This is a genomic window from Crossiella sp. S99.2, assembly GCF_023094165.1.
In the GTDB taxonomy this organism is placed as follows: Bacteria; Actinomycetota; Actinomycetes; order Mycobacteriales; family Pseudonocardiaceae; genus Crossiella.
The window spans coordinates 464,804-482,310 of record NZ_JALMDK010000004.1; the positions used below are offsets into that span (position 1 = coordinate 464,804).

At 66.1% G+C, this 17,507-nt stretch carries 11 protein-coding genes; 7 read left to right on the plus strand and 4 right to left on the minus strand.

Features of this window, described 5'->3' with window-relative positions:
• Window positions 1-18 precede the first annotated feature (18 nt).
• Complete coding sequence (locus MZC64_RS17890) at window positions 19-2,952, minus strand: tetratricopeptide repeat protein (RefSeq protein WP_247757840.1); 2,934 nt, start codon at window positions 2,950-2,952, stop codon at window positions 19-21.
• A gap of 234 nt (window positions 2,953-3,186) precedes the next feature.
• Window positions 3,187-3,777 carry a hypothetical protein gene (locus tag MZC64_RS17895; RefSeq protein ID WP_247757841.1) on the minus strand — a complete coding sequence of 197 codons (591 nt, stop codon included), beginning with the start codon at window positions 3,775-3,777 and terminating at the stop codon, window positions 3,187-3,189.
• 271 nt (window positions 3,778-4,048) lie between these two features.
• On the opposite strand from MZC64_RS17895, the gene MZC64_RS17900 reads away from it, so the two are divergent.
• The 6 genes from MZC64_RS17900 to MZC64_RS17925 are packed head-to-tail and all read left to right on the plus strand — an operon-like array spanning window position 4,049 to window position 13,041.
• Window positions 4,049-4,846: a hypothetical protein gene (locus tag MZC64_RS17900; RefSeq protein ID WP_247757842.1), complete on the plus strand. Its 798-nt coding sequence runs from the start codon at window positions 4,049-4,051 to the stop codon at window positions 4,844-4,846.
• A gap of 37 nt (window positions 4,847-4,883) precedes the next feature.
• Window positions 4,884-6,011, plus strand: a complete 1,128-nt coding sequence (locus tag MZC64_RS17905; protein WP_247757843.1) for a hypothetical protein — start codon at window positions 4,884-4,886, stop codon at window positions 6,009-6,011.
• The gene (locus MZC64_RS17910) at window positions 6,008-7,477 is read left to right on the plus strand and encodes a hypothetical protein (RefSeq protein WP_247757844.1); all 1,470 of its coding nucleotides are present in this window, start codon (window positions 6,008-6,010) and stop codon (window positions 7,475-7,477) included. The genes MZC64_RS17905 and MZC64_RS17910 overlap by 4 nt, the downstream gene beginning before the upstream one ends.
• The gene (locus MZC64_RS17915; RefSeq protein WP_247757845.1) at window positions 7,474-8,793 is read left to right on the plus strand and encodes an AAA domain-containing protein; all 1,320 of its coding nucleotides are present in this window, start codon (window positions 7,474-7,476) and stop codon (window positions 8,791-8,793) included. The genes MZC64_RS17910 and MZC64_RS17915 overlap by 4 nt, the downstream gene beginning before the upstream one ends.
• A gap of 16 nt (window positions 8,794-8,809) precedes the next feature.
• Window positions 8,810-10,051 (plus strand): exonuclease SbcCD subunit D, encoded by a 1,242-nt coding sequence (locus MZC64_RS17920; RefSeq protein WP_247757846.1) that lies wholly within the window; start codon window positions 8,810-8,812, stop codon window positions 10,049-10,051.
• Complete coding sequence (locus MZC64_RS17925; RefSeq protein ID WP_282105456.1) at window positions 10,039-13,041, plus strand: SMC family ATPase; 3,003 nt, start codon at window positions 10,039-10,041, stop codon at window positions 13,039-13,041. The genes MZC64_RS17920 and MZC64_RS17925 overlap by 13 nt, the downstream gene beginning before the upstream one ends.
• 617 nt (window positions 13,042-13,658) lie before the next feature.
• Here MZC64_RS17925 and MZC64_RS17930 read toward each other — a convergent pair.
• Together MZC64_RS17930 and MZC64_RS17935 are read right to left on the minus strand one after the other, a co-directional pair.
• On the minus strand, window positions 13,659-14,054 hold the full coding sequence (locus MZC64_RS17930) for a DUF397 domain-containing protein (protein ID WP_247757848.1): 396 nt from the start codon (window positions 14,052-14,054) through the stop codon (window positions 13,659-13,661).
• 19 nt (window positions 14,055-14,073) lie between these two features.
• The gene (locus MZC64_RS17935) at window positions 14,074-14,982 is read right to left on the minus strand and encodes a DUF5753 domain-containing protein (RefSeq protein WP_247757849.1); all 909 of its coding nucleotides are present in this window, start codon (window positions 14,980-14,982) and stop codon (window positions 14,074-14,076) included.
• A gap of 2,212 nt (window positions 14,983-17,194) precedes the next feature.
• On the opposite strand from MZC64_RS17935, the gene MZC64_RS17940 reads away from it, so the two are divergent.
• Complete coding sequence (locus MZC64_RS17940) at window positions 17,195-17,470, plus strand: hypothetical protein (RefSeq protein WP_247757850.1); 276 nt, start codon at window positions 17,195-17,197, stop codon at window positions 17,468-17,470.
• Window positions 17,471-17,507: the final 37 nt, after the last annotated feature.

The window sequence follows — 17,507 nt, forward strand, 5'->3', positions numbered from 1 at the left end:
CAGCACCCTAGGCCGGAGTCAGGACTCGTGGAGCTGGTCAAGCAACTCCTGGGCCTGCTGAGCAAGCTGCTGGGCTCTGGGGTCGGAGAACTCCGCCACAACGGAGATGGCCTGCCGATACCACCATCGCGCCTCCACATGATCACCCTGGTCTTGCAATACCCGCGCCAACCCCAGACACACCTCGCCTTCCAGTACCCGATCGGCTGCGTCATGCAGCAACGGGAGGGCTTGCTGGTAGTGGTCGAGCGCTTCGTCGAAACGCCGCAGTTGCCGGTAGACGATGCCGAGGTTGTTCAGGATCTTGCCTTCGCCGTGACGATCGCGCACCTCACGGCAAATGAGCAAGTCCTGCTGGTAGTGGTCGAGCGCTTCGTCGAAACGCCGCAGTTGCCGGTAGGCGACGCCGAGGTTGTTCAGGGTCTGGCCTTCGCTGTGACGATCGCGCACCTCACGATGTATCGCCAGCGCTTGCTGGTAGTGGTCGAGCGCTTCGTCGAAACGCCGCAGTTGCCAGCAGGCGACGCCGAGGTTGTTCAGGGTCGCGCCTTCGCCGTGACGATCGCGCACCTCACGACGAATCGCCAGCGCTTGCTGGTAGTGGTCGAGCGCTTCGTCGAAACGCCGCAGGTCCTCGCAGAGGTTGCCGAGGTTGTTCAGGGTCCGGCCTTCGCCGTGACGATCGTGCACCTCACGGCGTATCGCCAACGCTTGCTGATAGCAGCCCATCGCCTCGTCGAAACATCGCGCAAACTCAAGTGCCTCCCCCAAGTCATTCAGCGCTTGGCCCAGTGCCTGGGGATTATGGGTGTGCTCGGCTGCAGCGCGTGCATCCCGTTGTACCGCGATCCAGTCCGCTGCGTGCTTTCGGAGCACAAAGAAGCGCTGGAGCCGGGCCGCAAGCTGATGGGCATGGCGACCGTCTCCGGAGTGAGCGGCCCGAGTCGTGGCCGCGACCAGGGTGGGGTATTCGATGTCCAACCACGCCAGTGCGGAGTCACGCCCGCCGAATCGCCCCGATCGCGCATCCGTACCGGCAGTCGGGTTCAGCCAGGCGTCAGCAGCCCCGGTGGTTTCCAGATAGTGCTCCATCAACCGGGTGATGGCCTGGTCTTGAACCTCGGCGGATTCCTCCTCCCGAACCCGCTCGTAGGCATACAGACCAATGAGGTCATAGAACCGCCACCACCCTCCTGGCGGGATACCCGGCTCCAGCAGGTTGGCCCGGCGAAGCTCAGCCAGCAACCGGCTGGTGGTGCGCAGCGGCCGGTCGATCAACGCGGCAGCCGCCTCCACACTGGTCTGCGCGCCGGGGTTGAGCGCCAGCAACCGGAACAGTCGCGCTTGCTCGGGTTTGAGAACTTGGTAGGACAGGGAGAAGGCAACCCGGACCCCCAGGTGGTCGTCGTGCTGAAGTTCTTGCAACCGGCGGGCACTGTCTGCCAGCAGTTCAGCCAACTCGGCCACCGGCCGTTCCGGCGCATCGGCCAGCAACGACGCGACGATCTTCAACGCCAGCGGCAGATATCCGCACCAGCGGGCCGCCTCAGCCGCGGCGCCCGACTCGGTGACAATCCGCTGATCCCCGCGCCGGGAGCCGCGCAGGTGATCGTCCAGTAGCTGCACCGCCTTGTCTGGGGTAAGGATCTGCAGGTCCAGCTGCTCCAAGCAGTCGAGGCCGGACAGGGTCCAGCGGGAGGTGACGATCACGCGATGGGCCGCACTGCCCGGCAACAGCGGGCGCACCTGATCGCTGCTCGCGGCGTTGTCGGCGATGATCAGCACCCGCTGGCCCGCGCGGGCACGGGCGGCCAGCACCGAACGGTACAACGCTGCGCGGTCACCCTCCTGACTCCGGTCCGCGGTCACACCCAGCTGCATCAACAGCGTGAACAGCGCATCCTCTGGGCGTAGCTCTGGCTGGAGCGAGTGGCCACGCAGGTCGACAAACAACACCCCACCGCCGAACCACCCCCGATCCAGCGCCTCGTGCGCGGCGTAGACGGCCAGGGTGGTCTTGCCGACCCCGGCCCGACCGCTGACCCTCGTGCCGATCAGCAACACTCGCTGCTCGGGCGAGGACTGGAGGCGCTCAAGCAGCCAGTCGACCTGCACCTCCCGCCCAACCAACCGTGGCCGGGGGCCCAGGGCCATCGGCGGACCCGTCGTGAAGTCCGTGGTGGCAGGCGCCGGCTCGGGCGCATCCAGCTCCGGAGCGGCACGCCGGATCTGCTCGATCCGGTTGCGCAACTCCCTCCTCGGCTCGGTGTCGTGCTCGCGCGCCAGGTAGGTCCGGAAGGTGTCGTAGACCTGCTCGGCCTCGGTCGGTCGCCCAGCCCGATACAGGGCCAGGAGCTGGTAGCCGACCAGATCCTGATCATCTGGGAACAGGGATCGTGGTTCGTCGATCTCGGACAACACCTGGCGGTGCTGTCCCAGGGACAGCCGGGCGGCCAGCAGCAGATGCCATGCTTCCCCGCGTCGGAGTTGGAGGCGCTGGCGTTCGGTGCTCAACCAGGATTGGTCCTCGCTGAGGTTCTGCAACGCTGTACCCGCACCCGGCTGCCACTCATTGAGCGCCGTCTGGGCTGCTTCGGCGATCTTGGCGGGGTCGGTGTGCGCGCGGGCGGCGCTGAGCTGGTCGAGGAAACGGCAGTAGTCCACGTGCCGCCGGTCCACGGTGAGCTTGTAGGCGTCCGGCAGCTGCGGCAGGTCGGCCCTGTCCCCGAAGGTGCGCTGCAAGAGGTGACGCAGCCGCTTGGCAAGATCGGTCAGGCCGGTCTTGCTCGGCTTGTCGCCCCACATCTGGGCACACAGCCGTCTTCTGGGAATCTGCCTCGTCTCCGCCAACAGCAGCAAGGCCAGGAGCGCCCGGTCCTGCTGGGCGCGGAGCGGAACACCCTTGCCGTGGTCGTCGAGGATCTCCACCGGTCCCAACAGCAGAAAATCCATCAGCGTCCCCTCACCCGCGATAGATCCGGCCAGGGTAGCCGCACTGCCTGGCGGTTGGGCTGATGTCGCCAGGATCTACCGCTTTCGGGCGAATGTCCCCGTGGGACGCCGGAGCGGCAGGCCCTCGGCGTTGACACCGAGGGCCTGGCCGTCCGCGGTGACAGTCCTCGCCCCGGGAACGAGTTCGTGGACGGCCGCCATGAGCAATCGGGGCTGCTCCAGGTTCGTGGCTGGTTACCGGCCCAGCGCCCACCAGAGCGCTTCGTCGGCACCGTTGAAGAAGTCTTGGCCGTCGAACTCGGTGCCGCCGAGATAGACGCGGCCGGTGATCATGTGGTGTTCGGCGTCGGCCTGCGCCGGGGTCGGGCGGCGATCCTTGCCCCATTCGGTGCGAGTGCCGGAAGTGAACTCGGCCAGTCCTTGCGTCCATGCCAGAGCGTGGATCTGACCTTTGACGAAGTCGCCTCGATCGCGAAGCGGGTTCAGCTCGCCAGCCCGCTGCATGATCTCATTCTCGGTGCGCAACGTCGGCTCTGGGTGCGCGATGCCCATCGCCTGAACGACGGCCAGTGCGTCCGCTTGGGTGCGCTCGACGATCTCCAGGGCGATGCAGCCGGGCCAGGGGTAGGGCTTGCGTGCGCCGGTCAGCCAGATCTCCGGCGCGTCGGAGGTCGAGTCGTTGCGCCAGAGCTGGGCGTAGAAGCTGCTGCTGCCCTCGTCCCAGCCCCAGATGCTTTGCTGTTCCCAGCCAGGCAGGTCGACGGCATCGTGCAGTTGATAGCCAGGCCTGGCGGTGTGGTTACGGGAGTGGTCGGGAACGCTCATGGTGATCAGTCTGCCGTTCCCGAGTAGCTGACTGAAGGTCATCCGGCTGCCTCGGTCCGGACCTTCTTGACGAACATCTCGTCGGGACCTGCCCCTCGCGTGCGCCGTAGTCCTCCTCGGACGACTGATCCTGGTCTAGGTCGTGATCTGCCGAGTAGTCGTGACGCTCCTGCACATCAGACACTCTTGATCAAGAGAGCATCTACCTGCACAAATACTCAAAAGAGTGGCAATTACTGGAATACCTTGGAACTCTGCTACGGTTCCGGCCATGGCGGAGTCACTGGAGGACCTGGAGCGCCGCATCGGCGATCTCCGGAACGCGGTGCGACGGGCGGCCATGTCCGGCGACCGAGTCCGAGCAGGCGAATTGCGCGCTGATCTACGCAAGGCGGAGGACGCCTGGGGCGAGGCCATCACGGCGCTGACCGAGCCGGCGAAGGAGCCGGCACCGTCCAGCACCTCAGGGCCGATGGTGTCGATCCGGGACCAGGTTCACCAGGCCCTCACTGTTCTCGGCATTCCGGCCTCACCCAAGTTGATCGTCGCCGTACATGGCGCCTTCTTCGCGGGCGAACTGGTCGGGACCCAGCTGACCAGTCTGCGCCGCGACGAGGAACGTTCCTTTCGGTCCTCGCCTCACGCCCGCCCGTACTACCTGTGCAGTGCTCTGACTGCGGACCGGCTCGTGCCTGCCCGCGGCCTACTGGCGGTCTCCACCTGGCCGCTGACGCAGCGCGTCATAGGACCGCTCAGTCCACGCGTGGACTTCCTCACCGCGGCCATCCGGCTGGCCGATCAGGTCAGCCGGATCGCGGAACCGACTCTGCCCGCGCAGCGGCTGCTGTGGCAGTTCGCCGCGAACATCCCCGGCGCCACCACAACCTTCGAGGCCATGGTGCCGGCCAATGTTGCCGACGCGGCGAAATCAGAACTGACCATCCACCACGAAGCCGACCACGCACACCGTGCGGCGGCGGCATCCCGAGGCCGGACGCAGCTCGATGAGATCCATCAGCTGTTCGGCTCGGCACTCAAGCTCGTGCACCGCACCAAGAACGACGCTTGAACGAACTCTCTCCCGCGCTCCCCCGCGAAGGAAGACAGTGAAGGACATCAACGCCCGGCTCGACCGCATCCGCGGATCGGCCGAGCCACTCAAACACAACGCGCGGACCATCGCCGCGCTGACCAGCAACCCAGGCTGCGCACGCAGGGCCGTCCTGGACGGGGCGGCCGTTGACAAGCAGGCGCTCGCCGAACACCTCGGATTCGCCATTCCGTTCGGCATGTCGAACTTCGCCCTCGCGCGCGGCAACGCGTTTGAGGCGCACGTCAAGGCGAACGGCTGTGCTCAATTGTTGCGCCTTCTGCGTGAACAGCTTGGGCTACCGCTGCCGGAGGTGTCCTACGACGACCTCAACAGCGTTGCCGGGCACGAGACGTTGGAGGCGCGGCACCTCCGTTCGCGCCAGCTGCTGGCGCATGCGGCGGACTCCAACCACGACGCCGGGACCCTGTTTGACCACCCGCTGTTGAGGATCGGCATCGGCGGCCGCAACGTGTACCTCGAGCCGGACCTCATCGCGTTCCAGCTCCGGGATCGCTTCCACGTTGTGGAGATCAAGTCCTTCCCGATCATCGACCGGCAGGCGGACGGAAGCAAGGTCGCCGCGGCGGCGATCCAGTCCTCCGTCTACGTCCTGGCACTACGCGACCTCCTCACACAGTGGGGCGCCGACCCGGAACTCGTCTCGCACCAGGTGATCCTGGTGTGCCCCGAGGACTTCTCGAACTGGCCGACCGCCGCCCTGCTCGACGTGCGCAAGCAACTGACGGTCGTGCGACGCCAGCTTGCCCGGCTCACCAGCATCGATACGATCATGTCCACCTTGCCAGTCGGCCTGACCCTCGACCTGCGGCCCGATGAGACGGGCAAGGCGACGCGGCCGGTCGCCGAACTGGTCGACGCGCTTGGACAGCTCGAAGCCCGCTACGCACCGGAATGCCTCGCCACCTGCGAGATGGGTCGCTTCTGCCGAGCAGGCGCACAGGGACAGTCTGCCGCGCTCGGCCGGTCCGTCCAGGAGGATCTGGCTGGGATCGACACGTTCTCCGTCGCCCTCGGGCTGGCCGACGGCACGCTGATGCCGGGTGCTCACCAACTCGAGGCGGCGCAACTGCTGCGGCTCGCTGACGCGCTACGCCAGGAATGCCTTGGCGGGGTCGCATGAGCACGCTCACCGCGCTGGCTCGCGCCCACGCGGCTCACCTCGGCCGCGCCCAGCCGATAACCACCGTGCGGCACGTCCACATCGCCGACCGCCCGCTGGTCTGCGTGCCACTGGCAATGGCCGGCGAGGCCAACGCACCGCTGGCCATCCTGGTGGGCCAGGACCGGACAAACCCGAAACTCATAGTTGTTCCGCAGCCACGGAACCGGACACGGCGTTTCGAGTTCGCCGACTCGCTCGCCCTCGTTGTCCTGAACTACCTTTCCACCTTCCTCACCTCCACCGGGCACGTGGTGGAGGCCCCACAGGTGTGGGTGCCCAGCCGCGCAGGCATCGACTTCCTCCGGTTGTTCGGGAGGTCCACCCGGCTTCGTCGCACCACCGGTCCCTACGCCGTGTCTGTTTCCGTGCCCAGACTCGGCACCTGGCTGAGCTTCCTCGCCGAACGCGCGGGATACCCAGGATCATCGATGTTGCTGGCCGCTACTGACGTGCTGGCGCAGCACTGGGCGACTGGGCAGAGCGCCTACGAGGACAGTCAACTGGCCGCCCAGTTCGGCTGGGTTGAACCGCCGCCGGGGATGACCGGTCCGCAAGCCGCGCGCGTGGCCGAGGATCCGATCCGCTGTCCTCCGGCCGGCCCCGCCACTGACCCCACTTTCGATCGCGAGGTCCTGGCGCCAGCCATTGCCGAGTACGACGCCGCGGCCAATAGGTCCGGACAGGCGCGAGCCATCACCCGCTTGGAGGGCGTGCTGCTTGGCCAGCTTGACCCCACCTGGCACCTGCTGTGGCGTGTCATCGACCGGCTTCGACAGCTGCCGGCGGGAGAGCACGTGGCGGCTCGTTGGACGAGAGACAGGGAGGACTATCTGAGGTTCCACGACCGTGTCGCTACCGGCGGCCTCCCGCAGCCGAAACGGGACAGCGCCGTTGCCGCCGCGATCGGGCTCAATGATCTCGAACGACGTCAGGCCGCCTACGACGCACAGCGCGCCTTCGACGATCCGCTGGTCATGGCTGAGCACCGCCTCAGCGGTGACGCGTTCGTCGGCACGGTCACCACCGTGCTCTCGGAACGACGAATTGGTGCGGGACGAGGTGCTGTCTTGCGGCCATTGATCACGGTCGCCACCAGCGATCGCGTCCGGCTTCAACCGGGTGAAGCGAACTTGCACGACCAGGCGCGCCCGAAGCAGCGCGCCGAGATCATTTCCATGACCGCCACGACGGCTGACGAGCTGGAGATCACGGTGCAGCTCGCCGGCGGCATGGGCCGCGGTAGAACGCCCGCACCGCGCAGCGTGCCCGCCGTGGGCGACCGGGTCTGCTTCAGCAACCTCACCGACAGTTTCCAGCCCCGCGGAACTTTCCCGGCCAGAGAGGACACGCCGTGGACACACGGCGGACCACCGGTCCAGCCGGGTCCGGTCAATGACACTGACGCGGCGGAGGAGTGGTCATGATCGGGGAGGACGCTGCCACCGAGGCGCGGACCGCCATCACCGCGGTGCTGACCGAATTCACCACGGGCGGATCTCCTGGTGTCGTGGTGGATTCCCCGCCGGGTGCGGGCAAGTCCACCCTTGTGGTCGAAGCCGCCACCCGGCTCGCGGAAAACCACGAGCCAGTAATGGTCGTCGCCCAAACCAACGAACAGGTCGACGACCTCGTCGACCGGATGGCGCGTGCGGCCCCCGCGGTGCTGATCGGCCGATTGTCCGCCCAGGACTACGTGCCCACACCCCGGGTCAATCACAGCAACGTCACTGTCGCCACCAACGTTACTGACCTCGGCCAACCTCAGATAACCGTTGGCACGGCGGCGAAATGGGTGCACATCACCGACCACCGATGGCCGTGGGCGATCCTCGACGAGGCGTACCAGATGCGCTCGGACATGCTGCTGCGCATCGCCCCCCGCTTCGACCGGGCATTGTTCGTCGGCGACCCCGGCCAGCTGGACCCATTCTCGACCGTGGACATCGACCGGTGGACCGGCCTGCGCTGGGATCCGATGCAAAGTGCGGTCGCGGCAGTGCTCCGCAACAACCCCGGACTGCCCGTCCATCAGCTACCACTGTCCTGGCGGCTGGACACCTCGGCAGCGGCACCTGTATCCAAAGCGTTCTACCCGTTCACCGGATTCCGCGCGGCCACGGCCGCGGGGGTGCGGCAGCTCAGTTACCAGACCCGAGGGTTCGGTCGCCCGGACGACGAAACGCTGGATACCGCCGCCCGCACCGGCTGGGCGCTGTACGAACTGCCCGCGCGGCACACGCTGCGTACGGACACCGAGGCGGTACACGCCGTTGTCGATCTGGCCGAACGGGTGCTCCAACGTGGGGCTGTCGCGCGGTCGGAGCTGGATCCGGCTGGATCCCCGGTTACCCTTGACCGGATCGCGATCGGTGCCGCGCACCGGGACCAGGCCGCTGCGATCCGGTTGGCGCTGCGGGACCGCGGTATTCCCGCGATCACAGTCGACACTGCGAATCGCTTGCAAGGCAGCGAATACGACCTGACGCTCGTGCTGCATCCGTTGTCCGGACGCAGGGACGCCACGGCGTTCCACCTGGAGTCCGGGCGGCTCTGTGTGCTCACCTCCCGGCACCGGCACGCCTGCATCGTGGTGGCACGGGCCGGAATCCAGGAGCTGCTTGATGCCCACCCTTCCTCTGAACCAATGCACATTGACGTGCCGGCGAAGTTTCCGGACGGCTGGGAAGCGAACCAGGCCATGCTCGCGCATCTGCGCGCTCACCGAGTAGCCGCGCCCTGACCCCAGGAGTGGGACAGTGAAAATTCTGCATACTTCCGACTGGCATGTCGGTCGGACGACCTACGGGCAGTCCCGGTCCGTTGACCACGACTCCGTACTACAGGAGATCATAACCCTGGCCCGGAGCGAACGACCGGACCTGATCGTGCACTCCGGCGATCTGTTCGACCACGCCCGACCGTCCATTGAGGACATGGGCAAGGTCGTGACCGTGCTCAAGGAAGTGGCCGCGATCGCCCCGGTTGTCGTCGTTCGAGGGAACCACGACTCGGCGGCCATGTTCCAGTTCTTCAGCCACGCCTTCGGTATCGACCACGGAATCCATTTCGTTGACGAGCCGCGGAACCCCGACGCAGGCGGTGTGCTGAGGTTCCCCTGCGGCGATGGCACCGGGTTGCGACTGGCGGTGCTCCCGTTCGTACACGCCAACCGCGTTGTCGATGCCTTCGACGACGTCAACCACTGGCGCGCCGCGTATGCCGAGCGGATCGGCCGGATGGAGCAGGAACTGGCCGCCGAACTGCTGCGCGACTTCGACCCGCGCCGCGACATCGCGATGTTCGCCGCGCATCAGTACGTCAGCGGCGCACACATCAACGGAAGCGAGCGGTCGGCACACGTAGCCGACTTCTATGCCACCAACCCAAAGCATGTGCCTGCAGTCGGTTACGCCGCATTCGGCCACATCCACAAACCCCAGCGGTTGCCGAGTACCCGAGTGCCTGGCCGATACGCGGGGTCGCCGATCCAGCTCGACTTCGGTGAGGCCGGTGAACAGAAAAGCGTCGTCCTCGTCGATCTGCGACCCGGTCAGCAAGCCGACATCGAACTCGCCGAGCTGGGCGGCGGGCGTCCACTGCGACGGTTGGACGGCACCCTCGACGAGTTGCGCGCACTTGCGCCGGCGGTCGGCCGTGAACTGTGCCTGGTCACCGTCCACACGCCGACCCACCTGCCGAACCTGACCGAGCAAGTCCTCGGGTTGCTCCCCGACGCGGTCGTGCTCGACGTCAAAGGGATCTGTGCGGACCAGAAGCTGGAAGTGCTCAACAAGCAGAGCGTTTCCGCGGACGCCGAACCGGACCTCAACGAGTACTTCCGCGACTTCCTCGCCGACCAGGGCAGCAACACCGTTGCCGCGGACCGGCTCATGGCTGCGTTCACGACCGTGCTGACACGCATCGAGGAAGAACAGCAAACACCGTTGCCAGAGGAATCCCTGCTCACCCAACCGCTGGAGTCGCCATGCGGCCACTGAAACTCAAACTCGCAGGGCTTCGTTCCTACCTCTCTGAGGTGGAGATCGACTTCACCGACGTGAACCTGATGGCGATCGTCGGCGACACCGGCGCGGGCAAGTCGTCGCTACTGGAAGCGCTGTGCTTCGCCCTCTACGGCGCATGCACCTGGAACGCCGGGAGCGGCAAGGCGCTGGTTGCTGACGGTGGCGATGGCACCCTCCGGGTTGAACTGACCTTCCAGGCGAAGGGCAAGACCTGGCGCGTCACTCGAACCAACTCTGTCGGCACCTATCCCCCGGCGATCCACCAGCTCGAGGGACTCGACGACAACTCCCGATTCGACAACGCGGCCCCGGTCAACAAAGCCATCGAGAACCTCGTCGGCCTGAAACACTCCGCCTTCCTGAAGGCAGTCGTGCTTCCACAGGGTCGCTTCCAAGAGCTGCTCCACACCCGCGAAGCCGACCGCACCGCCATCCTCAAGGACATCCTCGGACTCGACCAGATCACCGAGGTACGCAAGGAGGCCACCCGACTGCACGAGCGGCTGCAACCGCTGCTGGAGAAGACACGACTGCACCGCGCCCGCCTGCTGCCAGACCCGGCAGGGACCATCAACGACGCCACCCAGCGCCTGGACGCCGCGACGAAACGCGGCAGACAACTCGAACAGGTCCAACGTGCGGTCGAAAACGCCACCCAGGCGGTGCAAGCAGCGACGGACAAGGCTGCGGAGTACCGCGCCGCGGCGCGCAACCTGAGCACGCGGATCCCGGCTGACACCGCACAGAAGTACGACCGTCTGATCGATCTCGCTACCGGCTTGGCAAGCGACCTTGCTGAAGTCGAGACAGAACTCGATCTGCTTGAGGACAAGGAGGGTGACCTCAAGCGAATCCTGGCTCGCGCCGACGCCGAAGGCACCGGAATGACGCAAGCCACTGAGGCAGCCGCGACACTGGCCTCGGTGCTTGGTCAACTGCCCGGCATCGCGGGCGCCGAGCACCATCTCAGTGGACAACGCGCGGCCATTGCCGAAGACCGCGCCAAGTTCGATCGCCGTGCTCACGACCGTGAGCAACTCGCCGAGCAAGCTCAACTGGCACAGAATCGAACCGCCAGCGCACAGGAGACACGTGACTCCGCGGAGCAGGAACACGGCCGGTGCGCCACGCTGCTCAACAACGCCCGACTGACACTCGATGCAGTATCCGCCGCGGAACAGAAGGGCGTGTCAGCGCGTGCGGAGCTACGTCGGCGCACGCTGGAAGCGGGCGAGGCAGAACAGACCGCAGAACAGGCCAGAATCGAGTTCGAGACCGCAGAACAGCATCTCGCCACGGTGCAGCGCGCGGACGCCGCGGCTCATGCCGCATCCGCGAGCGGCCCCGGGGATCCCTGCCCGATCTGCATCCGGCCGCTGCCCACCGACTTCGTTGCGCCGAGCACGACCGAGACGAAGCAAGCGAGTAGCGCTCGAACCACCGCACAGAGGCGTGCCAAGGCAATGGACGCCAAACATGCCGTGGCGGCTGCGGCGCTCAAGACCGGCCAGGCAACGGTAGAGACAGCGGCAATGGCGCTGGAGACGGCACGCACCGCCCATCGAGAGAAGTACGCCGCGGCAAGAGAAGTGCTGCCAGAGCTTGACCTTGACCAGAATGACGCGACGGTCCTCACCGCGGTTCAGACAGCGGTGAATCGGGCCGACGACGAACTACAGAAGGCCGTCCAAGCAGCCACGGTAGCCCAGCGCGCCTTGGACGAACACGACATCGAGTCGGTCCACTTGCAACGCGCGCTCACCGACCGCGAGACCGGCTTGGTCGTGGCGCAGCAGGACCTGGACCAGCGACGGGAGAAGGTTGCCGACACACAGCGCACCGTCCCGGCTGCCTATCGGATTGACGGAGACCTGCACTTTCCTGAGCTTGACCAGAGCCTCCAGCGTGCCCGCCTGCGCAGGGACGAACTGCGGGCCCTCGCACAGGAACTGGATACTGTCCAGGAGCAGCTCAAGCAGGCAGGTATCGAGAAACAGCGGCTTGACGACGATCATCGGAGCACCATCGACGAGCCTGCCGATCAGCTGGGTCGGCGCTTCGAGATCGTGGCGGAGCACATCCTCGACACGGTCATGCTGGCCGAGTTCCCGCCAGCACCCGAGCGCCCAGTCCCGAGCACCCTTGCCGGCGATGCACGATGGGCCACGAGCGTGCTGGCCTCGGCCAAGGCCATCGTCAACTGGTGTGCGGATGCCGCGGGGGCGCAGGACGGACTCGCTGAGTCCGCCGCAGCTGACGCGACCCGGAAACTCGAGGACGCCGACGTTGCGAATCAGGAGACGCTGCGCGGTCTCATGGTGGAGGCAGCCACCGACGTGCGCATTGCCGAACGGGATCGCAGCAAGGCAGTGACCGAGCAACCGCTCTGCGTTGAACTCGACCACCGAATCTCCAGCGCCGCGCCCGCAGTCGACAGCCTCCACGAACTCGCCGCACTGCTGGCGGACGGCAAGTTCGTCGCCACCGTGGTTAAACGCCGTCAGCGCGCGCTGCTGGGCATCGCCTCGGAGTTGTTCCAGTCGATGACGCGGTCCCGCTTCGCGTTCTTCGACGACTTCCGCGTCGTCGACAACCAGACAGGTCAACCCCGTGAGGTCAAGACGCTCTCCGGCGGCGAGACCTTCCTGGCCAGCTTGGCCCTTGCTCTGGCGCTCGTAGAACTCACCGCACGCGGCGGTGGCCGGGTCGAGGCTCTGTTCCTCGACGAGGGCTTTGGTTCCCTGGACACCAACGTCCTCTCCGAGGCGCTGGACGCGCTCGCTCACCAGGCCAGCGGCGGGCGTCTGGTGGCCGTGATCAGCCACATGCGCGCGGTCGCTGAGAACGTGGACGACGTGCTGTTGGTGACGAAGGCCCTTGGCGGCAGTCAGGCCCGCTGGCTAACATCCGCCGAGCGAAACCAGGCCATCACGGACGAGTTGGTGACCGGCCTACTTGAGTAGTCTCGCCACCCTGATGGTGCAGCTGTCCGACCGCCTGACCAAGTTGATCGCCCGATAGTCCTGGGGCGAAGAACTGCCCACGTTGGTGACACTGTCGGTGCAGACGCTGCTGGACCTGACCGCGCAGTAGCCCGACCTGGACCGGCCCGCGCCCGAGACGGCCAGCAGGCCGCACCAGCTACGGCCGCCCAGTTGGGCAGCAGCGCTGCGGAGATCATGTCGGCCATGCTGCACCGGTGATCCAGGCTCGACGCGCGACAGCAGAAGGCCACGCGGGAGGCGACTCCAAGTCGGTTTCTGCTCGGCGAGATGCGGCTGGTGGTCGTGTGGGGTCTGGACGGCGCGTCCAGACCAGATGAGGTGTCCCAGATGAGTGAGGAGGAGAGTGGGAGGCGCAGCGAAGCAGATTAAGTTGCCGGAAATGGGCCGCAGCGAAGTTGCTGGTACGGCCCACGAACAACAGACCGACCTGGCGCGGGGCCTCGTCAGGTCAAGCGCTATCGCACCCGAACTCACCAAGAGTCACTCCGACTTCTCGGATAAGCACTCATGCTGGTTACATGACGAAGGGCTGTGACCGCCAGGCGGTCACAGCCCTTCAGTCCCACGCGAGTGGATCAGGCAGCCATCCGTCGCGCGAGCATCGCGCTCTCGGTGAACTCGCCGTCCCGCACGTCACCGAGGAACGCCTCGATCTCACCCGCGGTGAACTCCAGTTCTGGCGTGCCCTGCTCACCGACCGTGCTGCGGAACAGGTACAGACCATGACCTGTCAGCACGATCTCGATGCAGTGACCATCAAACTGTCCACATCGGACACCTTCGAGGAACGCGTCGAACTCCGTCGCCGTGAACCTCAACCGATGGTCGTCCTTCGCACGCCATGTCATCCGAGAGTTTCGTACCTCAACCCAGCCGTCCCGCCGGGCCACCTCTACGCACTCTTTCTTCGGATCACTCCGCTTCGCCTTCATGAACTCGTCCTCGGCGAACGCCGCAGGACCTGTGGTCATGCGCCAACTCCTTTCGTGCTCAAGCACTCCGCTCGAACTCCTCGGCGACGTGCTCCATGAACTCTCGTGACTCCGAGTAGCTCAGCGCGGCCGCAGTCAGCCGTGACCACGCGGCGTCGTGTGCCTTCAACGCCTTCTTGTCGTCGAGGTAGCTGATCCGGCCTTCACCTTCGACGTACGCCAGGTCAACGGGGCCGGCCACGCCAGGACTCGGCACGCGCATCAGCGTGAATCGGTTGCCGATCGATGAGCGCCGCTCTGCCGGGGCATCGAACGGGAGGACCTGTGCGAAGACGTTGCGCCGCCGCGAAAGCTTCACCACGTGCCGAATCGCTTCCGCCATGACGGCACGGCTGCCCCACACGCGACGCAAACAGCTCTCCGACATCACCCAGCGCACCATGGGAGGGTTGGGCCCGTCCAGGATCTCCTGACGTGCCAATCGTGCCGTTACGTAGTCCTCGAAGGTAGGGCCTTCAGTAGCCTCTGCCCCGCCGTCTTCGCCAGCGCCTTCCAGTTGCGCCTCGATGTAGGCGCGGGTCTGCGCCAGTCCGGGCAGTACTTCGACTACCGCAGCCCGGATCTCTTCGGCCATCGACTCCACGTCGACGAGTAGGCGCATGTCTTCGTGATAGGCGCGACGATAGCCACTGTCCCAGTGACCACGCTTGTGGTTGTCGCGTCGAAGATCCCTGAGCACAGCGTGGTACTCGGGATCGGTGAAGCCGAGTTTGTTCGCCAGTCGCTCCAGGTCACCGACTGTGATGGAGCCAGCTCCCTTGAGCAAACCAGCAATCCGGCCTTGCCCGGTGTCAATGTAGCTGGCCGCGACCGCCTGAGTGACGTCGGCGGCCTGGATCATGTGGGCGATTTCAGCGCCCAGCACAAGCTTCTTGCCCGTGCGGATAGCAGGGCGTCCACCACTCACCGCAGACTCACTTCCTCTATCGGCTCCGAGCGTTGAGCATCCGGATCATCATCCCTCAGTCACTCAGCGTGCCGCTCGACTGTACCCGTTTGGATGCCTCGAGTTAGCTTGATTATCAAGCAAAGTGGTATCACACTCAAATTATCGAGCCGCGATGTTCGTCGGAAGGTTACCCGACCGGGGTGGGAGCAAGATCAAGGAGGTGTGCCATGACGCAGATCGCAGGAGGTCTTGCTGTTGCACTCCTGATCTTGCTTGCTGTGCTGGTCCTCATCGGCGCCGTAGCCGCAAAGTTCTTCGCTGCTTCGGACCGGCGCGCTGAACGTCGCCACGCGGACGCGGCTACCCGCGTCCTGTACCGGCTGGCCAACGCCCCACTTGATATTCAGCTCCCCAGCGGCACGGAGTCCCCCGACCTTCGTGCCGCTGGGGTTCCACACCGTGGACGGCACTGGAGCAGGCGATGAGCACACCCACGTCCCCGCCGCCGAAGCTCCCTCTCCGTCGTGCGTGCGAGTCCGCATCCGCCCCGTTCGAGAGGAGCTGACCATGACCTGGGCTACTGTCCCGGCCACGCCCGAGACCATCAAGGTTCCCTGCCGCGACGTGTGCGGGCGCGGCCGATCGATCGCAGTCACGCCGCTCGTCAACGGCGACACCCTCCTCGTTGTTCCGCCCGGCGAGATCGCCCTTCTCAACGTCCTTCAAGCACACCAGCTCCGCACCCGGCTCCGTCGGGCTGTCCTCCGGAGTCTCGGCCAGCCCATTGACGAACTCCCGTGCCCGGCCAGCTACGCCATCACCGGCTCCAACGTTGTGGTCCACTCCACCGTGAAGTGCGCTGACACCGTTGGGCGCGAGCGCACGATCACGGTCACCTCCCAGTTGGGCGAACCCATCAAGCTCGTATCGCCACCAGGCGAGCACGCGCTCCTACATCCCCTGGAAGTTGGGCGCCTTCGCGGCACGATCGCAACCGCGATCGACATCTCCTCAGCCCGTCCGGTCCGACTTATGCAGGCAGCATCAGCAGGCCCGGCCCTCCCCGTAGCGGGGTGAACCAATGGACCGCCACCTACGTACCGAGGACTCTGACCCCTACGCCGTACCAATCGCCCAAGCACTCCAGGCCGGATGGTCTCTCATACCGCAGGCCGGCGTCGGAGTCGCCGAGAACGCGCTCGTCCGGCACGGCGCCGACGCCACCGATGTCATCACGCTCCCAGAACTCGGCGACGCCCAGGTCATCCGGCTTCAAGGCGGACCCACTGCGGACTTTCCCCGCGACCCGGGCACCACTGTGGTCCGTCTCGCTGTGTCCCTGGACAACGCACTCCAATGGGCACGTGGCCCCGGGTACGAACTGCCTCCCCACAGCAACGAGGGGAAGGACGCATGACACCGCCCGCCTTCCCTGCTGGCCCTCTCCCAATCGATGACGAGGCTCGCGCCATCCGCGAAATGTCCGAGCGATTGCGGCGCAAGGGTTTTCTGCAGGACAAGGTCACTGACCCCAGCACCGGCCGCCCGGCAATGCGGTGGGCGCGCTGGTGGGCTGGGCACTCTGAGGTCGTCATCGCCTCCGCTGACGGCGCGCTGGCCTACCGCGTCATCGCGGCATCGCCGTACGACGACACCAAGCCCTTCACCGTGCCTGCCGAACTACAGCGGTGGCGTGCTATCGGCGGATTCACCATCGTCGCGGAACAGCTCCTCAGCCTACCGCCCGTGCGTCCGGGGCACTTTCCTTCAGCACTCAGCATGACCAACCCCCAAGCGGGTGCGGCCGCTGGCCGGACAGGCCATTACCACAACCGGCCAGCGCCCCCGGCCCGGCCCGGCTCCGACGTCCCATCGGAGCCGGGCCGTGGCGCTCCAACCCGTTTCGAATCGGCAGCACACGGTGGCTCTAGGGAGTCGCCATCCCATTCGTCGTCGGATCGTGGTTCTCGATCGGCCTCGTGCTCATCGTCACGTGGGTCTTGCCCTGGAGATTGCTCCAGCTGCTCGACTTCCCCAACATCGGATCAATCGACTCTCCGACGTAGGTGTCACCAGTCCCCAACCCCGGAAGCCTTTGCCCGTCAACAGATTGGCACCCGGGCACTGACCACACTCGCGCACGAAGCGCTACTCGCCCGCGCGATCGGCGGGCTCGTGATTCTCGCCAGCAGGATCGTGTTGGCTGTTCTCCCGATTCTGTGGAAGCGGGGTGGACGTGGTGGCTGAACCGCACTTCGCTGCCTGCGAACACTGCCAGAACACCGGGAGCAAGACGCTCATCGGCCGCGCCAAGGACGGCCGGGCTACCTACGACCGCATCGTGTGCCCGGACGAAAGCTGTCCGCATCGGACCAGACGCCAGCGGCAGGTGGCCTATCTGTCCACCGTGGGGCTCGCGCGCCCGGTGCCCAAGTTCGCGACCCAAGACGACATCCTGCCCCGAGGGAAACCTATAGACGGGCAGCACAGCCGGAAGGCGGGGTGACCGGTGGTGATTCTTCCACCTACTCGCACCGGGATTG

Bases quoted from the DNA above. Each gene is read 5' to 3' on its own strand.
- MZC64_RS17890 (WP_247757840.1), bottom strand. From the start codon at position 2,952: ATGGATTTTCTGCTGTTGGGACCGGTGGAGATCCTCGACGACCACGGC.
- MZC64_RS17895 (WP_247757841.1), bottom strand. From the start codon at position 3,777: ATGAGCGTTCCCGACCACTCCCGTAACCACACCGCCAGGCCTGGCTAT.
- MZC64_RS17900 (WP_247757842.1), top strand. From the start codon at position 4,049: ATGGCGGAGTCACTGGAGGACCTGGAGCGCCGCATCGGCGATCTCCGG.
- MZC64_RS17910 (WP_247757844.1), top strand. From the start codon at position 6,008: ATGAGCACGCTCACCGCGCTGGCTCGCGCCCACGCGGCTCACCTCGGC.
- MZC64_RS17915 (WP_247757845.1), top strand. From the start codon at position 7,474: ATGATCGGGGAGGACGCTGCCACCGAGGCGCGGACCGCCATCACCGCG.
- MZC64_RS17925 (WP_282105456.1), top strand. From the start codon at position 10,039: ATGCGGCCACTGAAACTCAAACTCGCAGGGCTTCGTTCCTACCTCTCT.
- MZC64_RS17930 (WP_247757848.1), bottom strand. From the start codon at position 14,054: ATGACCACAGGTCCTGCGGCGTTCGCCGAGGACGAGTTCATGAAGGCG.